The sequence below is a fragment of the Kitasatospora sp. NPDC088861 genome (genome assembly GCF_044750105.1).
Lineage (GTDB): Bacteria > Actinomycetota > Actinomycetes > Streptomycetales > Streptomycetaceae > Kitasatospora.
In genome coordinates this window covers 134,394-159,282 of record NZ_JBIVJF010000005.1, presented here as the reverse complement: position 1 = coordinate 159,282, position 24,889 = coordinate 134,394, and the positions used below count along the sequence as shown (strand labels likewise).

Below are 24,889 nucleotides of genomic sequence, written 5' to 3'. Positions count from 1 at the left end.
GAACCGATGGTCCGGCGCCCGTCAGCAAGGAGCCCCACCCGATGAGTCCGATGCCCGAACTGTCGCGCCGCAGCCTGCTCGGCGGCGCGGCGGCGGCCGCCGTGCTGTCCGCCCTCCCGATCAGCGTCCAGGAGGCGCTCGCCGCGCCGGCCAAGCCCGGACGGCTGGCGGACATCCAGCACGTCGTGGTGCTGATGCAGGAGAACCGCGCGTTCGACCACTACTTCGGCACCCTGGCGGGCGTCCGCGGCTTCGGCGACCGGACGGCGGTGCGCGGGATCAACGGGCGCTCGGTGTTCCACCAGCCCGACCCGGGCCGCAAAGAGGGCCACCTGCTGCCCTTCCCGATGAACGCCGCGCACACCAGCGCCTACCAGCAGGGCGCGCCCGCCTTCGGCTTCGTGGACTCCATGAAGGCCTGGAACGACGGCCTCGCCGACGGCTCGGTCACCCGCCGCTCCGGCGGCTGGCTCGGCCAGGGCTACTACGAGAGCGCCGACATGCCCTTCTACCACGCGCTCGCCTCGGTGTTCACCACCTGCGACGCCTACTACGCGTCCGTCCAGTGCAACACCAACACCAACCGCGACCACCTGATGACCGGGACCAGCGGCGGCACCGTACGGGACACCCCGGTGACCGACAACACCGAGATCCCCGGCGGCTACGAGTGGACCACCTACGCCGAGCGCCTGGAGCGGGCCGGCGTCAGCTGGAAGACCTACCAGGCGCTGGACAACTTCGACGACAACGCGCTCGCCTGGTTCGCCCCCTTCGTCAAGGCCAAGCCCGGCGAGCCGCTGTACGAGCGCGGCATGCGGGCCGTCGGCGACCCGGCGAAGAAGAACGACCCGTTCGCGATGGGCGACGCCCTGGTCGACGCCTTCGCCGCCGACGTCCAGGCCGACCAGCTGCCGCAGGTGTCCTGGATCGTCGCCCCGGCCGCGCTCTCCGAGCACGCCAACTACGCGCCGCCGAACGGCGAGCACCTCACCGCCCGGCTGCTCGCCGCCCTGGCGGCGAAGCCCGAGGTGTGGCAGAAGACCGTCTTCATCCTCAACTACGACGAGCACGGCGGCTTCTTCGACCACCAGCTGCCGCCCGTCCCGCCGCTGGCCACCGGGCGCGGCAAGTCGACCGTGCCGGTGGACGGCGAGGTCGTCGTCCGCGTCGGCAAGGGCTCCGCCACCTACCACCGGGTCGTCGGTCAGGACGGCAAGTACCGGGTCAAGGCCGCGGACGGCTCGCTCACCTGGTCCGACACCCTGCCGGCCGGCGAGACCCTGGTCTCCGGCCCGTACCCGATGGGTCTGGGCGTGCGGGTGCCGATGGTCGTGGTCTCGCCGTGGACCCGCGGCGGGGTCGTCGACTCCACCGTCTACGACCACACTTCGGTGCTGCGCTTCCTGGAGCAGCGCTTCGGCGTCCAGGAGCCCAACATCAGCCCGTGGCGGCGCACCGTCTGCGGCGACCTCACCAACGTCTTCGACTTCTCCGGCCGCAACCCGGTCTGGCCGCAGCTGCCCGACACCAGCGGCAACCGGCAGAAGGTGGTCGACACCGGCAAGCTCCCCGCCCCCACCGTGCCCAGCCCGCAGGCCTTCCCGCAGCAGCAGCGCGGCACCCGCTCGGCCCGCCCGGCGCCCTACGACCTGCTGGTCAAGCCCCGGCTGAAGGGCGGCGAGCTCACCCTCGACCTGGTCAACCAGGGCCGCCAGGGCGCGGTGTTCGCCGTCTACCCGGCACCGGGCGGCGCGCCCCGGCACTACACCGTCGGCGCGAAGAGCCGGCTCTCCGACGTCTGGACGGTCGGCCCGGAGGGCTACGACCTGCGCGTCCACGGCCCCAACGGCGCGCTGTGGCACCTGCGCGGCGATGCCGCCGCCACGTACGAGGTGTCGCTGTCGGAGGAGCGCGACGGCAAGGTCCTCGAAGTCGACGTGATCAACCGCTCGCGCACCGCCCAGACCTTCCTGGTCGGCGACCTCGCCTACGGCGACGGGCTGCGCGAGGTGCGGGTCGCGGCCGGCGACGACCGGACCGTCAACCTCGCGGTCCGGCCCGAGGGCTGGTACGACGTCGCGGTGGCCGTCCGCGGGGACCTCACCTTCCGCCGCCGGATCGCCGGCCGCTTCCCCTGGGACGACCGGACGGTCACCGACCCGGCCCTGGGCCTGGCCGACCCGCTCGCCGTGGACGTCGCCCTCGGGGCCGCCTCCAGCACCATCGACGAACCCGTCCTGCTGCCCGGCCGCCCGGCCCGGGTCTCGGCCGTGCTCACCGCCACCGCCGCGCTCACCGCCGTCGAGGCGCAGCCGGTCGTCCCGCCGGGCTGGACGGTCACCGCCGTCACCGCGCCGCCCGCCTCGCTCGCCGCCGGCGCCACCGCCACCGCCGTCTGGGAGGTCACCCCGCCCGCCCAGCTGCCGGACGGCGCCACCCACCGGATCCTGGTCACCGCCCGGGCGCTGGCCGGCGACCGCTTCGCGATCGCCGACGGCGAACTCGCCGCCCGCCCCGCCCCCGTGATGGCCGGCCACCTGCTGGGCGAGGACTTCGAGTCGCTGGCCGGCGTGCTCCAGCCGCAGGACGGCGTGCTCGGCTGGACGGCTCAGGCGCCGCAGGGCTGGTCGGTGGTCAACGCCCCCGGCATGCCGCAGGGCACCGTCCGTCTCCAGGGCTGGACCTTCCACACCAAGCGGGAGTGGTCCACCCCGGCCGGGCAGGACCGCGGCAACTTCACCCGCGGCCTGGGCGTCCTCGCCGTCGCCGACCCGGACGACTGGGACGACACCGGCTCCCCCTCCCGCAAGGGCGTCTTCGACTCCACGCTCGTCTCCCCCGCCGTCCGCCTCCCGGCCGGCGCCGACACCCTGTACCTGGCCTTCGACTCGCACTACCGGCAGGAGGCCCCGCAGAAGGCGTCCGTCACCGCCGTGTTCGACAACGGCACGGAGACCCGCCTGGTGTTCTACAGCGCCGACGCCACCGGCAACGACAACGCCGGCAAGGACGTCCAGAACGCCCTCGTCACCCGCCGCCTCGCCGTCCCGGCGGGGGCGCAGGCGGTGACGCTGAAGTTCCGGATGTACGACGCGGGCAACAACTGGTACTGGGCGGTCGACCACGTCCGCCTGGACAGCCGGCCGATCACGGGCTGACCGTCCGGGAACGGCCCGATCGGCCGTGCTGCGCCGCCCCTGCTTTCCGGGCTCGGCGCGGCCCGGCCGCTCGGTCAGGCCCGGCCGCTCGGTCAAGCCTGGTCGGCCGGTCGGGCCCGGCCGCTCGGACCGATCGGTCAGGCCGGGCCCGAGGAGCCGCCGGAGGCCCCGGCGGCCTCGGGCTGCTGTTGGGTCGAGCAGTGGATGCCGCCACCGCCGGCCGCGATGGCGTTGATGCTCACCGGGACGATCTCGCGGCCGGGGTGGAGGTCGGCCAGCACGCCCGCCGCCCGGTCGTCGGAGGCCTTGTCCCCGAACTGGGGCATGATCACGGCCCCGTTGACGACGTAGTAGTTGAGGTAGGTGGCCAGGAAGTCCTTGCCCCGGTCCGGCTGCCCGGTGAGGTCGGGTTCGGCGAGTTCCACGATCCGCGGCTTGCGGCCCTTGGCGTCGGTGGTGGAGCCGAGCACCTGCAAGGCCTGGTCGGAGGCGCGGGACCAGATGTCCGGCGGCGTGTCGGGGCCGGGGCGGTGGATGACGACCACGCCCGGCTCCGCGAACCGGGCCAGGGCGTCGATGTGGCAGTCGGTGATGTCCTGCCCGGCCACGCCGGCGAACCAGATGACCTTCTGGACGCCGAACAGGTCCTTCAGGGCCCCCTCGATCTGGTCGCGGCTCGTGCCCGGGTTGCGGTTCGAGTTGACCCACGAGCTCTCGGTGGCCATCAGGGTGCCCTCGCCGTCGACCTCGATCGCGCCGCCCTCGCCGGTGATCGGCGCCTGGATGCGCCGGATCCCGTAGTGGTCGAGGAGGTTCCGGGCGACCTTGGCGTCGTTGTCGTGGGTCTGCTTGCCGCCCCAGCCGTTGAAGTTGAGGTCGACGCCGGCCAGCCCTGCCGGGCCGGTGACGAAGGTCGGGCCGGTGTCGCGGGCCCACAGGTCGTCCACCGCCAGGTCGAGGACCTCGACGCTGGAGCCGCACAGCTGCCGGGCCGCGGCGCTCTGGTCCGGTCGGGCCATCAGCACCACCGGTTCGAACCGGGCGACGGCCTGCGCGACGTGCGCGATGTCCTGGCGGACGGCGGGCAGTTGGTCGCCCCACACCGAGTCGAGGGCCGGCCAGGCCATGAACGTCCTGGTGTGCGGACGCCACTCGGCCGGCATCGCGTACGACGCCGCGGCGCTCGCGGCTCCTCCCGTGCCCGTGCCGGCGGCCGTGGTCGGCTCGTCCTTCGGGGACGAGGCCCCCGACGAACCGCAGCCTTCCACCATCGCGACCACGGCCACGGCCGCCCCGGAGCGCAGCACGGCCCGGCGGGACAGGGCGGGTTCTCTCACGGCAGGTCCCCTCGTTGACACGGATTCCACCCCGAAACGGGCGATATCCGACAGTAGGGGCGGCCGGCGGGTCCGGCGGCGAGCCCGCGCGGCGCCGATCGGGCGAATCGGGCGATCCGCCGGGCCGGGTGGGCCGGGTGGGCCGGGTGGGCACCTCCCGGGAGAGACTGAAAGTTCAGTCAATAATTCGAGTACAGTGGACCACCATGCCAGACCGTCGAACAGAGATACTGAGAGCGGCCACGAGACTCATCGCGCGACGCGGCGTACGCGGACTGCGGGTGGGGGAACTGGCGGCCGCGGCCGGGGTGTCGACCTCGCTGATCTACTACCACTTCACCGACCGCGCCGGGATCCTCCGCGAGACCCTGGAGTTCATCGGCGAACGGGCCGACCGCTACACCGCCGAACCGGAGCCCGGGGCGCCCGCGAACGACCCCTGGAGCGAACTGGCCCAGGCCCTGCTGCTGGAACTCCAGGACTCCACCGAGGTCCGCGAGAACAGCACCGCCTGGGGCGAGTTGCGGGCCAGCGCGGTCTTCGAGTCCCGCCTCCGCGAGGACCTGGCCAGGGCCACCCACACCTGGGTGCACGAGATCGCCGGCCTGCTCGGCCGCGCCCACCCGTTCGGCACCGCGCCCGCGCACGCGGCCTCCGCCGAACGCCTCACCGCACTCCTGGAGGGCCTCTCCATCCGGTGGCTGAGCGGCTCGCTGCCGCTCGACCGCGCGCGCAGCCTGCTCGGCGAGGCGATCGGCACGGAGATCGCGGGCTGGCGGGCCGAACGTCTCCCGGGCCGACCGGACAGGCCCTAAGGCAGCGGTTCCTGCATCGTGGAGCAGTGGATGCCGCCGCCCCCGGCCATCAGGCGGTCGACGTCGAGCTGGACGACCTCGCGCCCGGGGAAGGCCTCGGCGAGGGTGCGCCGGGCGGCCTCGTCCTTGTACACGTCGCCGAACTGCGCCGCGATCACGCCCCCGTTGACGACGTGGAAGTTCAGGTACGAGTCGACGAACTTCGAGTCCCGCGAGCGGACGGTGTCGGGGCCGTCCACCCGGATCACCCGGAGCCGGCGGCCCCTGGCGTCGGTGGCCCGGGAGAGGATGTCGAACTGCTCGCGGGCGTCCCGGGCCCAGACGTCGTGGCGGTCCGCCGGGGGCAGTTGCACCAGGACGACGCCCGGCCGGACGAACCGGGAGGTGACGTCGATGTGGTCGTCGGTGATGTCCCGGCCCTTGATCCCGGGGACCCAGATCATCTTGTCCGCGCCGTACACCTCCAGGACGGCCTCCTCGATCTCGTCCCGGCTCATGCCCCGGTTGCGGTTCTTGTTGACCAGGCTGCTCTCGGTGGCCATCAGGGTGCCGTCGCCGTCGGTCTCGACCGAGCCGCCCTCGCCGACGAACTCCGCGTAGGAGAAGGGGAGTCGGAGCATCTCGGCGATGCCGCGCGCGACCTCCGCGTCGTCGCGGTGGGTCTGCTTGCCGCCCCAGCCGTTGAAGTTGAGGCCGACGGCGTCGAGCCGCCCGTAGCCGTCGCGCCGGAACACCGGGGCGGTGTCCCGCATCCAGAGGTCATCGGTGGGGACGGCGTCCGTCACGGTGACGGCGGATCCGCACAGGGACCGGGCCTCCCGGACGCTGTAGTCGTCCGGGGCACACATGACCACCGGCTCGAATCGGGCGATCGTCCGGGCGATGAGCGCGATGTCCTGCTGGACACCCGCCAGCTGCCGGCCCCAGACGGACTTGCGGGACGGCCAGGACATCCAGGTGCGGGCGTGCGGGACGTCGTCGCGGTCCACCCACCACTGCGGGAGCCCGGCCTCGCCGGCGTACGGCAGCCCGTGCTCCGCCTGGTGCGGGGGCGGGGCCCCGAAGAGGCGGTCGAACAGGGAGCGGTTGTCACCGTGGGTGTTGCTCATGACGATCTCCGAATCAAGTATTGCCCACCGAGTGACCGGTGGCCCCGCAGCCGCAACTCTGACATTGACTGAATTTTCAGTCAAGCTCCAGATCATGGAACTGCCCAGCCGGCCCCGACACGGGAAAAGGCCCGGCCCGGGAAGAGGCCCGGCGCGCGAGAAGGCCCCGGCACGCGAGAAGGCCCCGGGCCGCCTCGCCCGGGGCCGGAACGCGACGCGCGCTACCCGCGCAGTCGCTCCACTTCGGCCTCGATCGCGCCGGCCATCAGCTCGCGCGCGTGCGCCACCGGCAGGCTGCCGCTGAGCCAACGGACGCTCAGCCCCTCCAGCAGCGCGGTCAGCCGCTCGGCCGAGGCCGCCAGGGCGGCGGCCCCGTTCATCGGCCGCACCTGTCCGAGCAACTCCGCGACCTCCTGAACCCAGACGAGGGTGGCCCGGGCCAGGTCCTCCCGCAGCTCGGGGTCGAACACCGCACTCGCCCGCAGCTCGCCCCAGGCCGTGCTGTTCTCCCGCACCTCGGGGGTGTCCTGGAGCTCCAGCAGCAGCGTCTGCTCCAGCTCGCCCCGGGCGTCCAGCGGCGGCGCGTCCGCCGCGCGCTCCGTCGTGTAGCGCTCGGCCCGGTCGTTGATGAACTCCAGCGTCGCGCGGAGGATCCCCGCGCGGTCCTTGAAGTGGTAGTAGATCAGCGCGGTGGACACACCCGCCTCCGCCGCCAGTTCCTCCACGCGCAGCCCGCGGACGCCGCGCCGGGCGATGACCCGCGCAGCCGCTTCCATGATCAAGGTTCGACGGTCAGCCACAAGGAATCACCTTACCCGGACGGGGCACCGACCGACCGGAGGACCCCATTCCTGACTGAAATCCCAGTCGGGGTATGATCCGGTGCGCTTCACGACACCGGCGTCCGCCCGGGCCCCGGCCCACCCGCCGCACCCTCGCTGTGCCCCGCCCCCGCTCCGCCACTCCCCCGTCCCACCCGCACGACCCGCTGGGAGCCAGCATGACCGCAGAGCCCTTCGGCGCCCCGTCGCCCACGGCGTTCCAGGCGCTGTCCCCGGACGACCCCCGCGAGGTCGGCGGCTACCGCCTCTGCGCGCGGCTCGGCGCAGGCGGCATGGGCCTCGTCTACCTGGCCTACACCCCCGGCGGGCGGCCGGTCGCGCTCAAGGTCGTCCGGCCCGAACTCGCCGAGGATCCCGAGTTCCGGCACCGCTTCGCCCAGGAGGTCGCCAGCGCCCGGCGCATCCACGGCCTCTACACCGCCCAGGTGGTCGACGCGGGCACCGACGCCGCCACTCCCTGGCTGGCCACCACCTTCGTGCCCGGTCCCTCCCTCCAGCAGGTCGTCCAGCACTACGGACCGCTGCCCGAACGGAGCGTCCTGCTGCTCCTCGCCGGCATCGCCGAGGCCCTCCAGGCGATCCACGCGGCGGGCGTCGTCCACCGCGACCTCAAGCCCGGCAACGTCCTCGTCGCCACCGACGGCCCCCGCGTCATCGACTTCGGCATCGCCCGGGCCGCCGACGCCAGCCCGCTCACCGGCACCGGTCTGCGGATCGGCTCGCCCGGCTTCATGGCCCCCGAACAGGCCCTCGGCCTGTCCGCCGCCCCGGCCACCGACGTCTTCGCGCTGGGCGCCCTGATCGCCTACGTCGGCTCCGGCACTCCCCCCTTCGGCGACGGGCCCGAGCCCGCCTCGCTGTACCGGGCGGTGCACGAGGAGCCCGACCTCTCCCAGCTGCCGCCCGGACTGCACGAACTGGTCCGGCTCTGCCTGGCCAAGCGCCCCGAGGACCGGCCGGGCACCGCCCAGCTGATCGAGGCCGCCCGCCGGCACCCCGCCACCGGCGGCGAGCTCCGCTTCTCCGACGACTGGCTGCCCCAGCGGGTCAGCAGCGCGATCCGCCGCCACAGCGACCTGCCGACCACGCCCGGCACACCCGCCCCGCCCGCCACCGTCCTCTCCCCGGCCCGGGCCGCGGCCGACGCCCCGACCACGCTCGGCCTCCCCGCCCCGCCGCCCACCCGGCTGCAACCGGCCCCCGACAGACCCGAGCCCGCCGCCCCGGCCCGCCGGCACACCCGCACCCGCACCCGCACCCGCACCGTGCTCCTGACCACCGCCGCCCTCCTCGTCGGCGCCGCGGCCGCGTTCGTCCTGCTCGATCCCGAGTACCTCGACGACCTCGACGACCAGAACGTCGCCGCCGGCCTCGCCCCGTCCGCCGGCGCCGCCACCACCGCCCCGGCCCCCGGCCAGGCCACCACCGCCGCCGCCACCACCACGACGGCCGCCGGGTACACCGCCGTCCACACCAACCTCGAACTCACCTCCCCCGACCCCACCTACGAGTTCGACCTCAAGGCCGGGAAGGTCACCGCCCAGGACGCCTCCACCTGGTACCTGGGCCGCCACGCCGGCGAGTTCTCCATCCCCGAGGACAGCGACGCCTACGTCGCGCCGACCGGCCGGCTCACCCTCCCCGACTGCGTCAAGGGCGTCGAGACCCAGCCGGTCTCCTCCCTGCCCTTCAACGCCCTGCGCACCGACCGCAGCTTCTGCGTCCGCGCCCAGGGTGGCCAGGACATCGCCATCATCCGCATCCTCGCCACGGCCGACGACGGCCCGGTCCGGATCTCGCTCACCTCCTACCACCGCTCCGCCTGACGCGGCGCCACCCCGGGCGGACGGCCTGGACGACGAGCAGCTGCGGCGACCGATGACCCCGTCGGGGACGAACCTGCCGGGCCTGGTCAAGCACCCGGGGGGTGCCGAGCCGGGCTGGTTCTGCGAGGCGTTCGGCCGCGGGACGGGGCCCCTGCCCTTCGACCTGGAGGCCGACGAGACCTCCGACATGAGGGTGGAGCCGCACGAGTCCACCGAGGACGTCCTGGCCTACTACGCCCGCGCCCGCGCCGCCGCCGCCGCCGCCGACCAGATGATCGGCGAGCTCGACCTCGACGACCTGGGCAAGGCCTGGTTCGGCGACGCCGTGTCGCTGCGCTGGGTGCTCATCCACATGGTGACGGAGACCACGCGGCACGCGGGCCACATGGACATCCTGCGCGAACTCCTCGACGGCGCGGCCGGCGACCACAACCGGGGCTGAGCCGGGCAGGAGCCGCACCCGCGCCATCCCGCGCTGTCTCCGGTGAACGCCTGACGTGCCCGCCCGGCGCCTTCACACTGGTGGTGAAAGACGCAGGCCGACCTGCGACCGCGAAACCCCGAAGGTGCACATGAGTGAGCGATTCGCCGCGTTGGACGACCTGGCCGAGCGGTGGGGCCTGAGCGGCCTGGAACTCGTCGGCCAGGGACTGGAGTTCTCCGTGTTCCGGGCGCAGGCGCGGGACGGGCAGCCCGTCGCGGTGCGGCTCGCGCGCCAGCGGTTCGAGTCGAACGCCAACGACCCCCACGTGGACACCCGGACCCTGCTCCGGCAGGAGTACGCCATCGCGAAGCACCTGGCCGCCCACGGCCTGCCGGTCGCGCAGCCGAGGGAGCTCGTCCTGGCGGACGACCCGGCCGCCCCCGACGTACTGCTGTCCGCCTACGTCCCCGACGACGGCTCGGACCTCGACTCCTTCGAGCTGGGTCACCTCCTCGCGCGGCTCCACCGGGTGCCGCCGCCGCAGCTGAGGCCCGTCGCGGCGGAGGGAACCGGCACGGCGGCGGCGATCGCCGCACGCATCGGGCGCCGCTGGGCCGAGATCGGCCGCCGCGTCTGCGACTGGCCCGAGCCGCCGGCCGCTTCCCTGATCGCCGGCCACCTCGCCGGTTTCACCGAGGACAGCCTGCTGCACCTCGACGTGCGCAGCGCCAACATCCGCCGCCACCAGGGGCGGGCGGTCGCCCTGCTCGACTGGTCGAACGCCCTGCTCGGGCCCCCGGCCCTGGAGTTCGGCCGGCTCGTCGAGTACGCCCGGTACCCGGAGAACGACCTCGACCCGGCGGCGGTCCGCAGCGGGTACGCGAGGACGGCGACCGCCCCGGCCGACGACGATCCGTGCCTGGTCGTGGGCCGGCTGGACGCCGCGCTGATGCTGGCGCTCGTCTTCCTCTCCGAGGCGCCCGACGCCGGCCGGGGCCCGGCGGCGGCCGACCACGCCCGCGAGCTCGCGCTCAGGATGGGCGCGGGCCACGCGTGAGGAAGCCCGGGAGCAGGGCTCTCAGGGCCGGCCGAGGACGCGGTCGACGGCGATCTCGATGACCACCCGGTCCGGGTTCGCCCGGGGTTCGCGGTAGCGCTCGGTGTAGCGCCGCTCGGCGTCGGCGACCTGCTCCGGCTCGTCCCGGACGACGGCCACGCCCTCCAGGGTCGACCAGCGTGCCCGGTCCACCTGGCAGACCGCGACCCGCAGGCCCTGCGGGCCGGCCGCCGCCACGTTGCGGGCCTTGCGGCTGGTGCGGCTGGTGATCACCCGGGCCGTCCCGGTCTCCGGCTGGTACGTCACGCCGACCGGCACCACGTGCGGCGAGCCGTCCGGGCGAGCGGTGGTCAGGGTGGCGATGTGACGCTCCCGCCAGAAGGCGAGGAAGGCGTCGTCGAGGTCGCGGGGATCATGGGCCATGATCGCGATGCTACGGCCCCCGGAGCACGCGCAGTGCTCCGGGGGCCGTTCATCGTCAGTGCCCGCGGGCGATCCAGTCCGGCAGGGCCGGGGCCTCGGCGCCGATGGTGGTCGGGTCGCCGTGGCCGGTGCGGACCACCGTCTCGGCCGGGAGCGACAGCAGCCGCTCACGGATCGAGTCGATGATCGTCGGGAAGTGCGAGAACGACCGGCCGGTCGCGCCCGGGCCCCCGTGGAACAGCGTGTCGCCGGTGAAGACGGTGCCGAGCTCCGGCGCGTACAGGCAGACCGCGCCCGGGGCGTGACCCGGGGTGTGCAGGACGGTCAGCTCGGTGCCGGCCACCTCGATCCGCTGCCCGTCGGCGAGTTCGCCGTCCGGGAGGCGGTCGGGGTGGGTGAGCTTCCACAGCGGCAGGTCGTCCGGGTGCAGCAGGATCGGCGCGCCGGTGCGGGCGGCGAGGGCCGGGGCGGCGTCGATGTGGTCGTTGTGCGCGTGGGTGGAGACGATCGCCAGCAGCCGGCGCCCGCCGAGCGCGGCCTCGATCGCGTCGGCGTCGTGCGCGGCGTCGATCACCACCGCCTGCTCGTCGTCGCCGACGATCCAGACGTTGTTCTCCACCTCCCAGCTGCCGCCGTCGAGTTCGAAGGTCCCGGCCGTCACCAGCCGGTCAATGCGCGGACTCATGCGCCCACCTCGCTTCGCTCGGCAGGTGCTTCGCCCGATGCGCACCTCTCGATGGTTCGCTCGCTACGCTCGCTCACAGGACCACGACCGAACGGAGCACGTCGCCCTGGTGCATGCGCTCGAACGCCTGCTCCACCGCGTCGAGTTCGATGGTCTCGGTGACGAACGCGCCGAGGTCCAGGCGGCCCTGGAGGTGGAGGTCGATCAGCATCGGGAAGTCCCGCGAGGGCAGGCAGTCGCCGTACCAGGAGGACTTCAGCGCGCCACCGCGGCCGAACACGTCGAGCAGCGGCAGCTCCAGCGTCATCTCCGGCGTGGGCACGCCGACCAGGACGACGGTGCCGGCGAGGTCGCGGGCGTAGAAGGCCTGCTTGTAGGTCTCCGGGCGGCCGACCGCCTCGACCACCACGTCCGCGCCGTTGCCGCCGGTCAGCTCCCGGATCGCCTCGACCGGGTCGGTGCTGCGGGAGTTGACGGTGTGGGTGGCGCCGAGCTTGCGGGCCGTCTCCAGCTTGCGGTCGTCGATGTCGACGGCGATGATCTTCGCCGCGCCCGCCAGCCGCGAGCCCATCACCGCCGCGCCGCCGACGCCGCCGCAGCCGATCACCGCGACCGAGTCGCCGCGGCCGACGCCCCCGGTGTTGATGGCGGCGCCGATGCCCGCCATCACACCGCAGCCCAGCAGGCCTGCGACGGCCGGCGAGACCGCCGGGTCGACCTTGGTGCACTGACCGGCCGCGACCAGGGTCTTCTCGGCGAACGCGCCGATCCCCAGCGCCGGGGACAGCTCGGTGCCGTCCAGCAGCGTCATCTTCTGCTTCGCGTTGTGGGTGTTGAAGCAGTACTGCGCGCGGCCGCGCCGGCAGGCGCGACACTGGCCGCACACCGCGCGCCAGTTGAGGACGACGAAGTCGCCCGGCTCGACCTCGGTGACGCCCTCGCCGACCGACTCGACGACGCCCGCCGCCTCGTGCCCGAGCAGGAACGGGAACTCGTCGTTGATGCCGCCCTCGCGGTAGTGGAGGTCGGTGTGGCAGACCCCGCAGGCCTGGATTTTGACCACCGCCTCGCCCGGCCCCGGGTCCGGCACCACGATCGTGGTCACCTCCACGGGCGCGCCCTTGGCGCGCGCGATGACTGCCTTGACCTGCTGGGCCATCCGATTCCACCTCCGTCGGCCGATGCGGCTCTGCACCGGCGTGACCTGCGACAAACGACTGCCCACGAAGCGTAGCGCCCGTAGCGACGGGCACCGACGGGGCGGGCCCGGTGATCCGGCTCACCGCACCGGCCGCGAGGGCGTCATATGCCGTCGAGATATCCGCCGGACCCCCGGCGCGGCCCGCAGGACAGGGCGCGCGGGCGGCGCCGAGCGCCCGTCAGCGTGCCTCGAAGTGCCCGGAAAGGAGCGCCGTTGGCTGGAAGTGCCGCTGACGCGCGCGCCACCGCCCACGTACGGTCGTAGCAGAAGCGGTCCACGCGACCACGCTCAGCACATCCGCCCCACCCGACGGTGCGCCACCGCGCGCCGTCCGCGCCGAGGCGTACCGACCGTACGCCGTCGCACGATTCGCGCCATCCCCCGTTCCGGTCCGCGTTCGCCTTCGCTTCCGCCTTCGATCCGCCGTTCGTCCCACCCGATCCGCCGTTCGTCCCGATCTGCCGCCCCACCCGATCCGCCGTTCGTCCCGGTCCGCCGGACCCGGCCCGGGCCGAGCCGCCCGCCGGCCCGCCCCACCCGTCCCCGCACCATCCCGGTTCCACCCCCCGTCGGGCCGTCACGCGCGGCCCCCCGCCCTGGAGTCTGGAGTACGGATGTCCGCCGAGAACAGTGCGACCGGTGCCGGAACCGGCACCGTCCCGCTCATCCCGCTGCACTGCCTGCGCAGCCTGGAGCCCGGCCCGCCCCGGCTCGCCGCGCTGCCCACCGGCACGCCCGTCTGGCTGGTCAGCCGCCACGCGGACGTGCGGCAGGTGCTGACCGACCCGCGTCTGGGCCGCGCCCCGCTGTACGAGCCGGACGCGCCGCCGATCACCGCCATCCCCAACATCCTCGACGACCCACAGGGCCTGCTGAACATCGACGGCACCGAGCACCAGCGGCTGCGCCGCACCGTGCAGCGGGCCTTCACCCCGCGCGCGATCGCCCGCTGGCGGCCCTGGGTCGCCTCGGTGGTCGAGGCCCTGATCGACGAGCTGATCGACCACGGCTCCCCCGCCGACATCGTGGCCGGCTACACCCGGCCGCTACCGGTCCACGTGATCAGCCGGCTGATGGGGCTGGACAACCTGGACGGCAAGAAGCTCGCGCACTGGAGCGACCACGCGCTCTCCGCCACCGCCTACACGGCCGAGGAGATCGCCACCGCCATGGCCGAGTTCGCCGGCTTCGGCGCCGCCGTGATCGCCGAGCGCCGCGCCGACCCCGGCGAGGACCTGGTCAGCAGCCTGCTCGCGGCCGCCGCCGAGGACGGATCGATCACCGAGCGGCAGCTGGTCACGCTGGTCATCGGCCTCGTCGTGGCCGGCCACGAGACCACCATGACCAGCCTTGGCAACGCGCTCGTCTACCTGCTCGCCGACGGCCGCGAGGCCTGGCAGCGGCTCGCCGCCGACGAGGCCAGCGCGACCGCCGCGACCGAGCAGATCCTGCGCGCCGTCCCGCTCGGCGACGCCAAGCACCTGCCCGGCCTGCTGCGCCGCACCATCGAGGACGTCGAGATCGGCGGGGTGGTCATCCCGGCCGGCAGCGTCGTCGCCGCCGACACCGGCGCCGCCAACCACGACCCGTCGGTCTTCACCGGGGACCTGCTCACCGAGCTGTTCTCCCCGCTGGCCGCGCCGATGCTGACCTTCGGGGCCGGGCCGCACCACTGCCTGGGCGCCTGGCTGGCCCGGATGGAGCTCGAACTCGCCCTGCACCGCCTGGCCCGCCGGCTGCCCTCGCTGCGCCTGACCGGGCCCGTCGAGGAGATCGACTGGCGGAAGGGCCTGCTCACCCGCAGCCCCGAGACCCTCCAGGTCGCCTGGTGACGGCCACCCCGGGGACGGGCGCCGACGCGGTGGTCGTGCGGGTCGACCGGGACCGCTGCATCGGCTCCGGGATGTGCGCCCTGAGCGCCCCCGGCTCGCTGGTGCTCGGCGCCGACGGGCTGGCCGAGCCGGTGGCCGACTACGCGGCCGACGGCGCCGAGCTGACGGAGGCACTGGCCGACGCGGTCGACTTCTGCCCGGTCGAGGCGCTGACCCTCTACTCGGCCGCGGGCGGCTACCGGATCGCCCCGCCGGAGTGACCGCGCCCCGGCGCCGCCTGCCGCACCACGGCCGGCGGCGCCGGGGGCATCCCTGGATCGATGAGCCAGGCTAATCGACGGATGAGCTCATCGATCTTGTTCCGCCCTCGGCGCGGCTGATGGGCTGGCTCCATGACCGACGCCGACACCCTCGCGCCCCCGACCGCCCCCGGCAGCCCGCCCCGCTGGGCACCGATCACCGCCGTGGCCCTCGCCACCTTCACCGTGGTCTCCGCCGAGATGATGCCCGTGGGGCTGCTGACCCCCGTCTCGAAGACCCTCGGCGTCTCCGACGGCGTCACCGGGCTCTCCCTGACCATCACCGGGCTCCTCGCCGCCGCCCTGTCCCCGTTCGTTCCCGCGCTCATCGGGCTCCGGGACCGCAAGCACATGCTGGTCGCCTTCATGCTGCTGCTGTCGCTGGCCAACGCGCTCACCGCGCTCGCCCCCGACTACCCCGTGCTGGCCGCCGGCCGTGTCCTGCTCGGCCTCGCGATGGGCGTCGTGTGGGGCATCACCGCGGGGCTGGGCCCACGCCTCGCCGACGGGCCGCGGATCGCGCTCGCCACCACGCTGATCTTCTCCGGCGTCTCCATCGCCTCGGTGCTCGGCGTCCCCCTGGGCACCTACCTCGCGGCGCTGCTCGGTTGGCGCTCCGCGTTCTGGGCCCTCGCCCTGCTCGGCGCGGTGTCCGCCGCCGTCCTCGCCCGCACGCTCCCCGCCCTCCCCGTCCACGAGCGCGGCCGGCTCGACCGGATCGCGGACGCGCTGCGCAGCCGGGGAGTCGCCGCCGGACTCGCCGTCACGGCGCTGGTCGTGCTCGGCCACTTCACCGGCTACACGTACGTACGGCCGGTGCTCGAACTCGACGCGGGCCTGAGCAGCGGCGTCATCGCCGCCTGCCTGCTGGTCTACGGACTGGCCGGCGTCGCCGGGAACTTCACCCTCGGCCCGGCGGCCGGCCGGCGCCCCAAGGCGGCCGTGACCACCGCCCTCGCGGGCGTCGCGCTCGCCACCGCCCTCCTGCCGCTCCTCACCGGGAGCGTGGTGGCGGTGCTGATCGCGCTCGTCGTCTGGGGCGCCTCGTACGGCGGGGTCTCGATCTCCACCCAGACCTGGGTCCGGATCGCCGACCCCACCCGGATCGAGGCCTCGGCGGCGCTGTGGGCGGGCGTGTTCAACGCGAGCATCGCGCTGGGCTCGTTCGCCGGCGGCCTGGTCATCGACCGGGCCGGGACCCACGCCGTGCTCCTCACGGCGTCGCTGATCACGGCGGCCGGACTGCTGCTCGCCGCCGTCACGCGCCCACGGCGGTGAGCGCCCGCACGAAGGCCCCGGCCAGCGGGTGCGGCGGCCGCTCGCCCTGCACCACCAGCAGCGTGGACGGCTCCAGGCCCGGCACCGGCAGATAGCGGATGTCCGGCCGCTGGACGTACGCCGTGCTCGCCTCGCACAGCAGCAGCCCCAGGCGGGTGCTGGCCACCGTCGACAGCCCCTCCTGGAGCGTGGCCGCGCCCGCCGGGTAGGCCAGCTCCCGCCCGTCCGGCGTCCGCCGCGGGGCGTTCGCCCGGCGCCAGTAGTCCGGGGCGGGCCCACGCGGTTCGATCAGCGCCAGCCCGGCCAGTTCGTCCGCCGAGACGCTCGCCGCCCCGGCCAGGCGGTGCCCGGCGGAGAGGGCGACGTACATCGGCTGCCGCGAGAACTCCAGCAGCACCCGCAGGCCGTCCTCCCGGCACGGGGACAGCACGATGGCCAGGTCGACCTCGCCCCGGCCCAGGTGGGAGAACGGATCGCCCCAGGACAGTTCGACGAGCTGGGCCGCCCCCTCCGCAAGGCCCGCGATCGCCCTGGCCACCGGCTCGTACACGGCGCACTGGAACCCCAGGCGCAGCGGCCGGTCCGTCGAGGCGGCCCGGGCGCGGGCCGCCTCGAAGCCCTCCCGGAGCCGGTCGACGGCGGGCACCACCTGCTCGGCCAGCTCGCGCCCCAGCTCGGTCAACTCGACCCGCCGGCTGGTGCGTTCGAACACCGGGGCGCCGACCCGGCCCTCCAGCCGCTTGATCAGCTGGGAGACCCGGCCCTGCGAGACGCCCAGGAGCTGCGCCGTCCGCCCGAAGTGCAACTGGCGCACCAGGACGGAGAAGCACTCCAGTTCCTGGAGCGGCAGCTCCGGGAGCACGGGGCCTGGCGTCGTCCGATCCACCCCGGCAGTCTAGGTGTTCCGACCTGTGAGGTCGGGAACGCCGCAGGCCAGTGCCGCGCGCAGCTCGGCGGCCGGGTCGCCCGCGTGGTACGGGCGTTCGCTCTCCTCGATGTGGTCCAGGAACTCCTGGTAGCGCAGCGCGTAGGACAGGTGGTACAGCGGCTCGACCAGCTCCAGCGCGCGCCACGGCCGGGATCCGGGCGCGTGCTCGCTCCAGGCCTTCAGCCAGACCTCGACGAGGTGCTGCCAGCGCTCCGGCGCGAGGTAGGCGCGCGGGCGCAGCCCGTCCAGGGCGGGGTGGCCGAGGCAGGAGTCGGCGTAGTCGACGACCACCGGACGCTCGCCGTCGGAGCGCCAGTTGCCGGGGTGGAAGTCGCCGTGCACCAGGGTCTCGGGGAGGCCGCAGGCCGCCAACTCCTCCAGCAGCGCAGGCAGTTCGGCGACCAGTCGGCGGACGTCGGCCAGTTCCCCGGGCGTCAGGTCGGTCTCGCCGGGGAGCCGGTCGAGCAGCGCCTGCGCCTGGGCGAGCAGGGTGCGGGGCGTCCGGTCGCGCAGCCCGACCTTCGCCGCGCGCCCGTCGGCGGCCAGCGCCGCCTGGGCGGCGACCAGCCGGGGCACCACCTCCTCGACAGTGTCGAGGGACGGCGACCAGCAGTCCTCGCCGGGCACGTGGTCCAGCAGCAGCCGCCCGCCCGCCGGGTCGGCGGCCAGCACCGGCGGCACGAGGCCCGGGTCGACGCCGCCGAGCAGCGCGATCACCTCGCCCTCCCGGGCGTTGAAGGCGGGCGTCGTGGTCTTCAGCCAGGCGTCACGGCCGGTGGCCGTCGGGAGGCGGAGGAGGCCCGACAGGTTCCAGGTCCGGATCTGCCGCGCCGGGCCGGCGACCGGACGGCCCGCCCCGGCCAGCTCCGCCTCCGCCCAGGCCAGCGCCTCCCCCAGCCCGGCCGACGTGGCCCAGGCCGCGCGGCGCTCGGTGGGGCCGAGCAGCGCGGCCGTCCCGGCGTCCAGCGGCCGGGCCTCGACGGCTGTCGGCCGCTCCAGCGCCTCGGCGTGGTACCACACCTGCCCACCGTGCCCGCCGCGCCCGCCCTGCTCGCCCCGCCCCTCCACCAGCCGCAGCACCAGCACCGGCACCCCGGCGAGTTCGGCCGTCCGCGCCCCCACCCCGTCCACCGACGACCACCACCCGCCCGCCGCCTGGAACGGGCCCACGGGGCCGAAGTACTCGGCCCCGTGGGTGAGATGGACCGTGACGGTGCGTTCGCTCGCTCGCTGCATCCGGGCAGCTTCGCCCACCCGGGCCCGGTACGCGAGCGAATTTCCGGACGCCTCGGGCCGGGACCGGGCCGATCGCGTTCGCGCTACGGGATCGCCACCGCCGCGCCGGACACCCGGATCCGGCTGTCCGCCGTCCGCAGTTCCACGTGGAGCACGCCCGGGCGGCCCAGGTCCTCGCCCTGGTGGAGGGTCAGCACCGCCGGGGCCGCCGCCGCGCCCTGCTCCCGCAGGTAGGCGCCGAAGGCGGCCGCGGCGGCGCCGGTGGCCGGGTCCTCGACGACGCCGCCGACCGGGAAGGGGTTGCGGACGTGGAAGACGTCCGCGGCCTCGCGCCAGACGAGTTGGAGGGTCACCAGGTCGCGGGCCCGGGTGTAGGCGGCGAGGCCGTCGAAGTCGTAGTCGAGGCGGGCCAGGCGGTCACGGGTGGCGGCGGCGAGGACGAGGTGGCGGGCGCCGGCGTAGGCGATCCGGGGCGGCAGGGTCGGGTCCAGGTCGGTGCGGGCCCAGCCGAGCAGGGCGAGGACTTCCTCGACGTCGGCCTCGGTCACGTCCTCCACCTGCGGCTCGACACTGGTCAGGGTGGCGCGCAGCACGCCCTCCGCGTCCTGGTCGACCTGGACGGGGACTTCGCCCGCGGCCGTCGTGAAGACGTACTGCCCGGGGCCGGTGCGGGCGGCGAGCGCGACGGCGGAGGCGACCGTGGCGTGGCCGCAGAACGGCACCTCGGTGAGCGGGCTGAAGTACCGGACTCCGTAGGCACCTTCGGTCGCTCCCGCGGTCAGGAAGGCCGTCTCGGAGTAGCCGAGCTCGGCGGCGATGGCGAGCATCCGCTCGTCGGTCAGGCCTGCGGCGTCGAGTACGACGCCCGCCGGGTTGCCGCCCTCGGGGCGGGTGGTGAAGGCGGCGTAGCGCAGGATGCGGGGTGAGGCGTCGTCGGTCATGCCCGGACGAACGCGTTCCGCTCCCCCGCTGTTCCCGCTCACCTGTTCCCGATCACCCGTTGCCGCTCACCCGTTGCCGGTCCGCCGGTCCGCCGGTCACCACGACACCGGTCACCGCAGCAACGCCTCCAGGAAGTCCGAGCCGAGCCGGGCGCTGCCGGACAGGTCGAGCTGGTAGAGCATGTACCGCCCGCGCCGCTGGGTGATGAGCAGCCCCGCCTTGCGCAGGACGGCCAGGTGCCGGGACACCTCCGGCGCGCTGAGCTGCCAGGTGGAGGCGAGTTCGCCGGTGGTGTGCGCGCCGCGGGCCATGGTGCGGGCCAGGCGCAGCCGGACGGGGTGGGCGAGGGCTTCCAGCCGCTGCTGGACGAGGGCCAGCGAGACGGGTTCGGGGATGCCCGCCTCGGCGACGGGGTACTGGAGGACGGGACGCCAGCCGGGGGTGTACACCACCACGAGGTGGGGCCGGCCGAAGGCGGTGGGGATGAGGGTGACGCCGCCGCCCTCGGTGCCGCTGGTGGCGTTGTCCTGGAGCTTGTCGATGACGATCCGCCGCCGCCCGTCGGCGCTCTGGTCGAGGGTGACGGAGGGTGAGACCGCGGCCAGCGCCTCGGCGGGGCCGCGCCGGGCCAGCAGATCGGCCTTGCGCCGGGCGTCGGCGGCGAGGGCGGGCAGGACGCGCTGCCAGGCGTCGGCGAAGAACGCGGACTCGCAGTCCTCCAGCATCCGCCGGACGAGGGCCCGCACGGCGGGCGGGTCGGCGAGCAGCCGGTCCGCGAAGGCGGCCTGCCGGGGGCCCCGGGCGAGCGCGAGTTCGCGGGCCCGTTCGTTGGCCACCGGGTCGGTGAGCGGGGAGGGCGCCCGGCGGGCCGGCCGGGAGGCGCCGCAGGTGGTGACGAGGGCGGCGGCGACGTACAACTCGTCGTCCATCCGGTCGACGGCGTCGAGCTCGGCGGCCAGGGTGGCGCCGGGCAGGCCGGGGACGAGGAAGTCGGCACGGGAGGAGCGCCAGAGGAAGTCGGCCTCCAGCAGCCGCTCGGACAGCTCCGGCGGGATCGTCGCGGCGGTGCTGGACGCCCAGCCGTGCAGCGCGGGGTGGTGCGCGGGCTCGGCGAGGACGTCCAGCATCGCGGTCAGCTCGCCCAGCGGGGACGGTGTGAAGAGCAGGCGCTCGTCCGGCAGGCCGGTGATGTCGATGGTCACGCTCATGCGCCCGCCGTGCTCCTCCCGGCAGGGGCGTTCGCCCACCCGCGCCTCTCGATGATCGGTTCGCTCACGACGGCGATCCTGCCACCCGCCCGGATCCGCTCCCGCGTCGATTGACGGTTAGCGTCAATCGACGTGCCCGGCGGGCCGGGCAGGGCGGACGGTACCGGCCATGAGCCTGATCCAGGAGAAGTCCGTCCATGACCACGCCGCCGTCCGCGACGGCGTGCCGCCGGCCCCGCCGATCGGTGCGAGCCGCGGGGGCCCGTCCACGCTGCTGCGGCTGCTGACCGCCGCGGGCGGGCCCCGGTACGCGGCCGCGCTGGTGGTGGACGCGGTGGGCTCCGGCCTGCTGCGGCCGTTCCTGCTGCTGTACGGGATCGGGGTGCTGCACCTGGGCGCGGCGGCGGCGGGGCTGACGATGTCGGCGGGGATGGTGGCGGGCCTGCTGGTGGTGCCGCTGACCGGCCGGTGGATCGACCGCGGCGCCCGGACCGTGCCGGCGGCGGCCACGTTGGCGGTGCGGGCGGCGGGCGCGCTGGCGCTGCTGGTCTCGGACGGCCTGCCGGGGTTCGTGGCGGCGTCGGTGCTGATCGGGGTGGGCAGCCAGTCCTGGCCGACCACGCACGCGGCGGTGGTCAGCACGCTGACCGAGGGCCGCCTGCGGGACGCCGCGCTGGCGGCCGGGCGGTCGCTGCGCAACGCGGGACTGGGCGCGGGGGCGCTGCTGGCCACCCTGGTGGTGACCGGCGGGACGGGCGCGATCCGGGTGCTGGCCGGGGTGACGGGCGTGGCCTGCCTGGCCGCCGCCGCGCTGGTGCTGTCGCTGCGGGTGCGCGCGCCGCAGCGGGCCGCCGACCGGGCGGTGGACGTGCCGGAGCAGGGCGAGTCGCTGCGGCGGATCAGCCTGCTGAGCCTCGCCAACCTGCCGTACGCGTTCTGCTTCGACGTGCTGGAGGTGGCGCTGCCGGCGCTGCTGGTGCTGCACCTGCACGCCTCCCCGGCGTGGTCGTCGGGCGTGTTCGTGGGCAACACGGTGCTGGTGATCGCGCTGCAGCTGGTGCTGGTGCTGCGGCTCGCGGACCGTTCGCGGCGGGCCGTGCTGGCCGCCTCGGGGGTGACGCTGGCCCTGGCCTACCTGGGGTACTGGGCGGTCGGGTCGCTGGGCGGCACCGCGGGCGCGGCGGGCGTCGCGGCGGTCTCGGTGGTGTTGACGCTGGGCGAGATCCTCTACACCGGTGCGGGGACGGCCCTGGTGACGGCCGCCGCCCCGCCGCACCTGCTGGGGCGGGCGCTGGCGCGCTGGGAGCTGTCCTCGGGCGTGGGCCGGGCGGCGGCGCCGGCGGCGCTGACGGCGCTGCTCGCGGCCGGTCCGGGGGTGCTGTGGCCGGTGCTGGCCGGGGCGACCCTGCTGGGGGCGCTGGCGGTGCTGCGACTGGCCCCGAGGACGTGACGCCCACGGCGCGGGTCGGATCGGGCCCGGCCCCGCCCCTCCTCCGGATGCGGAGCGCACCCGCAAGGCCGATGCTGGCCGCGAGGCGTGCCCGGCAGCAGGAAGGACAACAGACCCATGAGTGCTCTCGACTTCGAGATCATCGACAGCCCCGACAGCTCGCTCAACAAGACCTCCGTCCTGGTCACCGGCCCGAAGGACGCCCTGCTGGTGGACGCCGGGTTCACCCGCTCCGACGGCCGCCGGCTGGTGGAGCGGATCCGCGCCGCCGGCAAGCGGCTGGCCGCGGTCTTCGTCAGCCACGGGGACCCGGACTTCTACTTCGGCGCCCAGGAGGTCCAGGACGCCTTCCCCCAGGCACGGTTCCTGGCCACCGCCTCCACCGTCGAGCACATCCAGGAGACGTTCGAGGGCAAGCTCAGGGCCTGGGCCCACCTCGGCCCGGAGCTGCCCACCCGGCTGGTCCGACCCGAGGTGCTACACGGGGACGAACTCGTCTTCGAGGGGCACCGGTTCGAGCTGCGCGGCGCCGACTTCCACCTGCCCGACCGGCACTACCTCTGGCAGCACCACCACCACGCCGTGCTCGGCGGCGTGCTGCTCTTCGAGGGCCTGCACGTGTGGACGGCCGACACCCCCGAACCGGCCCAACGCGCCGCCTGGATCGACCTGTTGGACGGGATCGAGGCACTCGAACCGGAGTTCGTCGCGGCCGGCCACCGCACCGCCGGCGCGGCCACCGACCTCACCTCCGTCCGTCACACCCGGGACTACCTGCGCGCCTTCGAGACCGAGATCGGCCGGGCCCCGGACGCGACCGCCGCGAAGGAGGCGCTGGAACGGCGCTTCCCCGACCTGGGGCTGAAGATCGCCGTCGACCTCGGCACCAAGGTCGCCATGGGCGAGATGGCCTGGGGCTGAGCGACGATGATCGAGATCCCGAGGGACACCGCCTCGTTCGCCGAGTCCTCCGCCCCGGCCGACGTGGTCCGCCGCCAGTACCTGGCCTCCGCCCACGGCGACCTGGCCGCGCTGCGCGCCACGCTCGCCGACGACGTGGAGTGGACCGAGATGGCCGGCTTCCCGCTGGCCGGCACCTACCGCACCCCGAAGGGCGTCACCGCCAACGTCATGGAGCGCCTGGCCGCCGCCTGGGAGAACTGGACGGCGCACGACGACACCTACGTGGTCGACGGCGAGAACGTGGTGGTGCTGGCCCGCTACACGGCCGTCCACAAGATCACCGGAAAGCCGCTCGCGGTGCGGGTCGCCCACCACTTCACGGTGCGCGGCGGCCGGATCGTCCGATTCGAGCAGTTCGCCGACACCGCGCTGGTCCGGGAGGCCATGACCCCGTAGCGAATTCCTTGACCGCGCCCGTAGCGGTTCGCGTTCACCCGTAAGGGGGAGCATGGCGCGGCGCGCCCGGCACGCCCTCGACACGCCACCCGGACGGCGGCAGGCTGGCCCCTGATTCCGGCCGGAGAGCGAGGAGTTCAGCATGGGCACGGGCACGGCGGGAACGGCGGAGGACGGCGGGCGCGAGCGGCCGATCGTGATCGTCGGGGCGTCCCTGGGCGGCGCGAAGGCCGCCCAGGCGCTGCGCGAGGCCGGGTACCGGGGCGGCATCGTCCTGATCGGCGACGAACACGAGCGCCCGTACGAGCGGCCGCCGCTGTCGAAGGGGTACCTGCTCGGCAAGACGCCCCGGGAGAAGATCTACGTCCACCCGCCGCAGTGGTACGGGGAGCAGGACGTCACGCTGCGGCTGGGCACGGCGGTGGCCGCGATCGACCCGGCCGGGCACACCGTGACGCTCACCGACGACGGCCGGATCGAGTACGCCAAGCTGCTGCTCACCACCGGCTCGACCCCGCGCCGGCTGCCGGTGCCGGGCGCGGACCAGGACGGCGTGCTCTACCTGCGCCGGGTCGAGGACAGCGACCGGATCAAGGCCGTGCTGCGCCCGGGCGCGCGGGTCGCGGTGATCGGCGCGGGCTGGATCGGCCTGGAGGTGGCGGCCGCGGCCCGGGAGGCCGGCGCCGAGGTGACGGTGCTGGAGGCCGCCGAACTGCCGCTGCTGCGGGTGCTGGGCCGGGAGGTGGCGCAGGTCTTCGCCGATCTGCACCGCGACCACGGCGTCCAGCTGCGGTTCGGCGTCGAGGTCACCGAACTGACCGGCTCCGGCGGCGCGGTGAGCGGCGTGCGGCTGGGCGACGGCACGACGGTGCCGGCCGACGCGGTGGTGGTCGGCATCGGCATCACCCCCGCGACCGGCCTGGCCGAGGCCGCCGGGCTGGAGATCGACAACGGCGTCAAGACCGACCAGCAGCTGCGCACTTCCGACCCGGACGTCTACGCGGCCGGCGACGTCGCCAACGCCTACCACCCGCTGTTCGACACGCACCTGCGGGTCGAACACTGGGCCAACGCCGTCAACCAGCCGCAGACCGCCGCCCGCGCGATGCTCGGGCACCCGGACGCGGTGTACGACCGGATCCCGTACTTCTTCAGCGACCAGTACGACCTCGGCCTGGAGTACGTCGGCTACGTCGAACCGGACGGCTACGACCAGGTGGTGTTCCGGGGCGACCCGGCCACCCGCGAGTTCATCGCCTTCTGGCTGGCCGACGGCCGGGTGCTGGCGGGGATGAACGTCAACGTCTGGGACGTCACCGACCCGATCCGCGAACTGGTGCGCTCCAGGCGGGTGGTGGACCCGAAGGCGCTGGCCGACCCGGACACCCCGCTCGGCGAGGTCTGACGTACGCGCGCTGCCCTGGGACCCCGCCACCCCTTTCCGGAGTGGCGGGGTCTCCTGGCCGACCGCTCCCTG

The 24,889-nt window shown here is 74.6% G+C and carries 22 protein-coding genes; 12 read left to right on the top strand and 10 right to left on the bottom strand.

Annotation, left to right across the window (positions count from 1 at the left end; genetic code table 11):
• The first annotated feature begins 41 nt into the window (after nucleotides 1-41).
• On the top strand, nucleotides 42-3,161 hold the full coding sequence (locus ACIP37_RS12055; RefSeq protein ID WP_363587563.1) for a phosphocholine-specific phospholipase C: 3,120 nt from the start codon (nucleotides 42-44) through the stop codon (nucleotides 3,159-3,161).
• A gap of 137 nt (nucleotides 3,162-3,298) precedes the next feature.
• Here the strand turns inward: ACIP37_RS12055 and ACIP37_RS12050 are convergent, their stop codons facing one another.
• A complete protein-coding gene (locus ACIP37_RS12050; protein ID WP_363587561.1) occupies nucleotides 3,299-4,498 on the bottom strand; it encodes an agmatine deiminase family protein in 1,200 nt (399 codons plus the stop codon).
• A gap of 206 nt (nucleotides 4,499-4,704) precedes the next feature.
• Here ACIP37_RS12050 and ACIP37_RS12045 point away from each other — a divergent pair, with 206 nt between their 5' ends.
• Nucleotides 4,705-5,313 (top strand): TetR/AcrR family transcriptional regulator, encoded by a 609-nt coding sequence (locus tag ACIP37_RS12045; RefSeq protein ID WP_363587559.1) that lies wholly within the window; start codon nucleotides 4,705-4,707, stop codon nucleotides 5,311-5,313.
• On the opposite strand, the gene ACIP37_RS12040 is transcribed toward ACIP37_RS12045, so the two are convergent.
• Both ACIP37_RS12040 and ACIP37_RS12035 read right to left on the bottom strand, forming a co-directional pair.
• Entirely contained in the window at nucleotides 5,310-6,422 is a 1,113-nt protein-coding gene (locus tag ACIP37_RS12040) for an agmatine deiminase family protein (protein ID WP_363587557.1), read from the bottom strand. The two genes, ACIP37_RS12045 and ACIP37_RS12040, sit on opposite strands and share 4 nt — an antisense overlap.
• A gap of 221 nt (nucleotides 6,423-6,643) precedes the next feature.
• The gene (locus tag ACIP37_RS12035; protein ID WP_063350538.1) at nucleotides 6,644-7,198 is read right to left on the bottom strand and encodes a TetR/AcrR family transcriptional regulator; all 555 of its coding nucleotides are present in this window, start codon (nucleotides 7,196-7,198) and stop codon (nucleotides 6,644-6,646) included.
• Between the two features lie 224 nt (nucleotides 7,199-7,422).
• Between ACIP37_RS12035 and ACIP37_RS12030 the strand changes: the two genes are divergently transcribed.
• The 3 genes from ACIP37_RS12030 (at nucleotide 7,423) to ACIP37_RS12020 (ending at nucleotide 10,571) form a co-directional block, all read left to right on the top strand.
• Nucleotides 7,423-9,090 carry a serine/threonine-protein kinase gene (locus ACIP37_RS12030; RefSeq protein ID WP_363587555.1) on the top strand — a complete coding sequence of 556 codons (1,668 nt, stop codon included), beginning with the start codon at nucleotides 7,423-7,425 and terminating at the stop codon, nucleotides 9,088-9,090.
• Nucleotides 8,999-9,532 (top strand): DinB family protein, encoded by a 534-nt coding sequence (locus tag ACIP37_RS12025; protein ID WP_400806002.1) that lies wholly within the window; start codon nucleotides 8,999-9,001, stop codon nucleotides 9,530-9,532. The genes ACIP37_RS12030 and ACIP37_RS12025 overlap by 92 nt, the downstream gene beginning before the upstream one ends.
• A gap of 130 nt (nucleotides 9,533-9,662) precedes the next feature.
• Nucleotides 9,663-10,571 (top strand): phosphotransferase family protein, encoded by a 909-nt coding sequence (locus ACIP37_RS12020; RefSeq protein WP_400806005.1) that lies wholly within the window; start codon nucleotides 9,663-9,665, stop codon nucleotides 10,569-10,571.
• Between the two features lie 21 nt (nucleotides 10,572-10,592).
• On the opposite strand, the gene ACIP37_RS12015 is transcribed toward ACIP37_RS12020, so the two are convergent.
• From ACIP37_RS12015 to ACIP37_RS12005, 3 genes are all read right to left on the bottom strand, one after another.
• Nucleotides 10,593-10,994: a pyridoxamine 5'-phosphate oxidase family protein gene (locus tag ACIP37_RS12015; RefSeq protein ID WP_063350534.1), complete on the bottom strand. Its 402-nt coding sequence runs from the start codon at nucleotides 10,992-10,994 to the stop codon at nucleotides 10,593-10,595.
• 55 nt (nucleotides 10,995-11,049) lie between these two features.
• The gene (locus ACIP37_RS12010; protein WP_400806008.1) at nucleotides 11,050-11,679 is read right to left on the bottom strand and encodes an MBL fold metallo-hydrolase; all 630 of its coding nucleotides are present in this window, start codon (nucleotides 11,677-11,679) and stop codon (nucleotides 11,050-11,052) included.
• 73 nt (nucleotides 11,680-11,752) lie between these two features.
• Nucleotides 11,753-12,838 (bottom strand): S-(hydroxymethyl)mycothiol dehydrogenase, encoded by a 1,086-nt coding sequence (locus ACIP37_RS12005; protein ID WP_363587547.1) that lies wholly within the window; start codon nucleotides 12,836-12,838, stop codon nucleotides 11,753-11,755.
• Between the two features lie 656 nt (nucleotides 12,839-13,494).
• On the opposite strand from ACIP37_RS12005, the gene ACIP37_RS12000 reads away from it, so the two are divergent.
• The 3 genes from ACIP37_RS12000 (at nucleotide 13,495) to ACIP37_RS11990 (ending at nucleotide 16,289) form a co-directional block, all read left to right on the top strand.
• A complete protein-coding gene (locus ACIP37_RS12000; RefSeq protein ID WP_363587545.1) occupies nucleotides 13,495-14,712 on the top strand; it encodes a cytochrome P450 in 1,218 nt (405 codons plus the stop codon).
• Entirely contained in the window at nucleotides 14,709-14,972 is a 264-nt protein-coding gene (locus tag ACIP37_RS11995) for a ferredoxin (protein ID WP_363631955.1), read from the top strand. Before ACIP37_RS12000 ends, ACIP37_RS11995 begins: the two co-directional genes overlap by 4 nt.
• Before the next feature lie 132 nt (nucleotides 14,973-15,104).
• The gene (locus ACIP37_RS11990) at nucleotides 15,105-16,289 is read left to right on the top strand and encodes an MFS transporter (RefSeq protein ID WP_400806013.1); all 1,185 of its coding nucleotides are present in this window, start codon (nucleotides 15,105-15,107) and stop codon (nucleotides 16,287-16,289) included.
• Here the strand turns inward: ACIP37_RS11990 and ACIP37_RS11985 are convergent.
• The 4 genes from ACIP37_RS11985 to ACIP37_RS11970 all read right to left on the bottom strand — a co-directional run bounded on the left by ACIP37_RS11985 (nucleotide 16,270) and on the right by ACIP37_RS11970 (nucleotide 20,603).
• A complete protein-coding gene (locus tag ACIP37_RS11985) occupies nucleotides 16,270-17,175 on the bottom strand; it encodes a LysR family transcriptional regulator (protein ID WP_363587539.1) in 906 nt (301 codons plus the stop codon). The genes ACIP37_RS11990 and ACIP37_RS11985 overlap by 20 nt on opposite strands.
• 9 nt (nucleotides 17,176-17,184) lie before the next feature.
• Nucleotides 17,185-18,453 carry an aminoglycoside phosphotransferase family protein gene (locus ACIP37_RS11980; protein ID WP_363587537.1) on the bottom strand — a complete coding sequence of 423 codons (1,269 nt, stop codon included), beginning with the start codon at nucleotides 18,451-18,453 and terminating at the stop codon, nucleotides 17,185-17,187.
• Nucleotides 18,454-18,536: 83 nt separating this feature from the next.
• Nucleotides 18,537-19,394: a PhzF family phenazine biosynthesis isomerase gene (locus ACIP37_RS11975; protein WP_363587535.1), complete on the bottom strand. Its 858-nt coding sequence runs from the start codon at nucleotides 19,392-19,394 to the stop codon at nucleotides 18,537-18,539.
• 111 nt (nucleotides 19,395-19,505) lie between these two features.
• Complete coding sequence (locus ACIP37_RS11970) at nucleotides 19,506-20,603, bottom strand: DUF5937 family protein (RefSeq protein ID WP_363587533.1); 1,098 nt, start codon at nucleotides 20,601-20,603, stop codon at nucleotides 19,506-19,508.
• Between the two features lie 169 nt (nucleotides 20,604-20,772).
• Here ACIP37_RS11970 and ACIP37_RS11965 point away from each other — a divergent pair, with 169 nt between their 5' ends.
• The 4 genes from ACIP37_RS11965 (at nucleotide 20,773) to ACIP37_RS11950 (ending at nucleotide 24,817) form a co-directional block, all read left to right on the top strand.
• Complete coding sequence (locus tag ACIP37_RS11965; protein WP_400806018.1) at nucleotides 20,773-22,053, top strand: MFS transporter; 1,281 nt, start codon at nucleotides 20,773-20,775, stop codon at nucleotides 22,051-22,053.
• Between the two features lie 117 nt (nucleotides 22,054-22,170).
• Nucleotides 22,171-22,974, top strand: coding sequence for an MBL fold metallo-hydrolase (locus ACIP37_RS11960; RefSeq protein ID WP_363631947.1), 804 nt, complete (start codon nucleotides 22,171-22,173; stop codon nucleotides 22,972-22,974).
• A gap of 6 nt (nucleotides 22,975-22,980) precedes the next feature.
• Nucleotides 22,981-23,412 (top strand): nuclear transport factor 2 family protein, encoded by a 432-nt coding sequence (locus tag ACIP37_RS11955; RefSeq protein ID WP_363587527.1) that lies wholly within the window; start codon nucleotides 22,981-22,983, stop codon nucleotides 23,410-23,412.
• A gap of 142 nt (nucleotides 23,413-23,554) precedes the next feature.
• Complete coding sequence (locus tag ACIP37_RS11950; RefSeq protein ID WP_363617478.1) at nucleotides 23,555-24,817, top strand: FAD-dependent oxidoreductase; 1,263 nt, start codon at nucleotides 23,555-23,557, stop codon at nucleotides 24,815-24,817.
• Nucleotides 24,818-24,889: the final 72 nt, after the last annotated feature.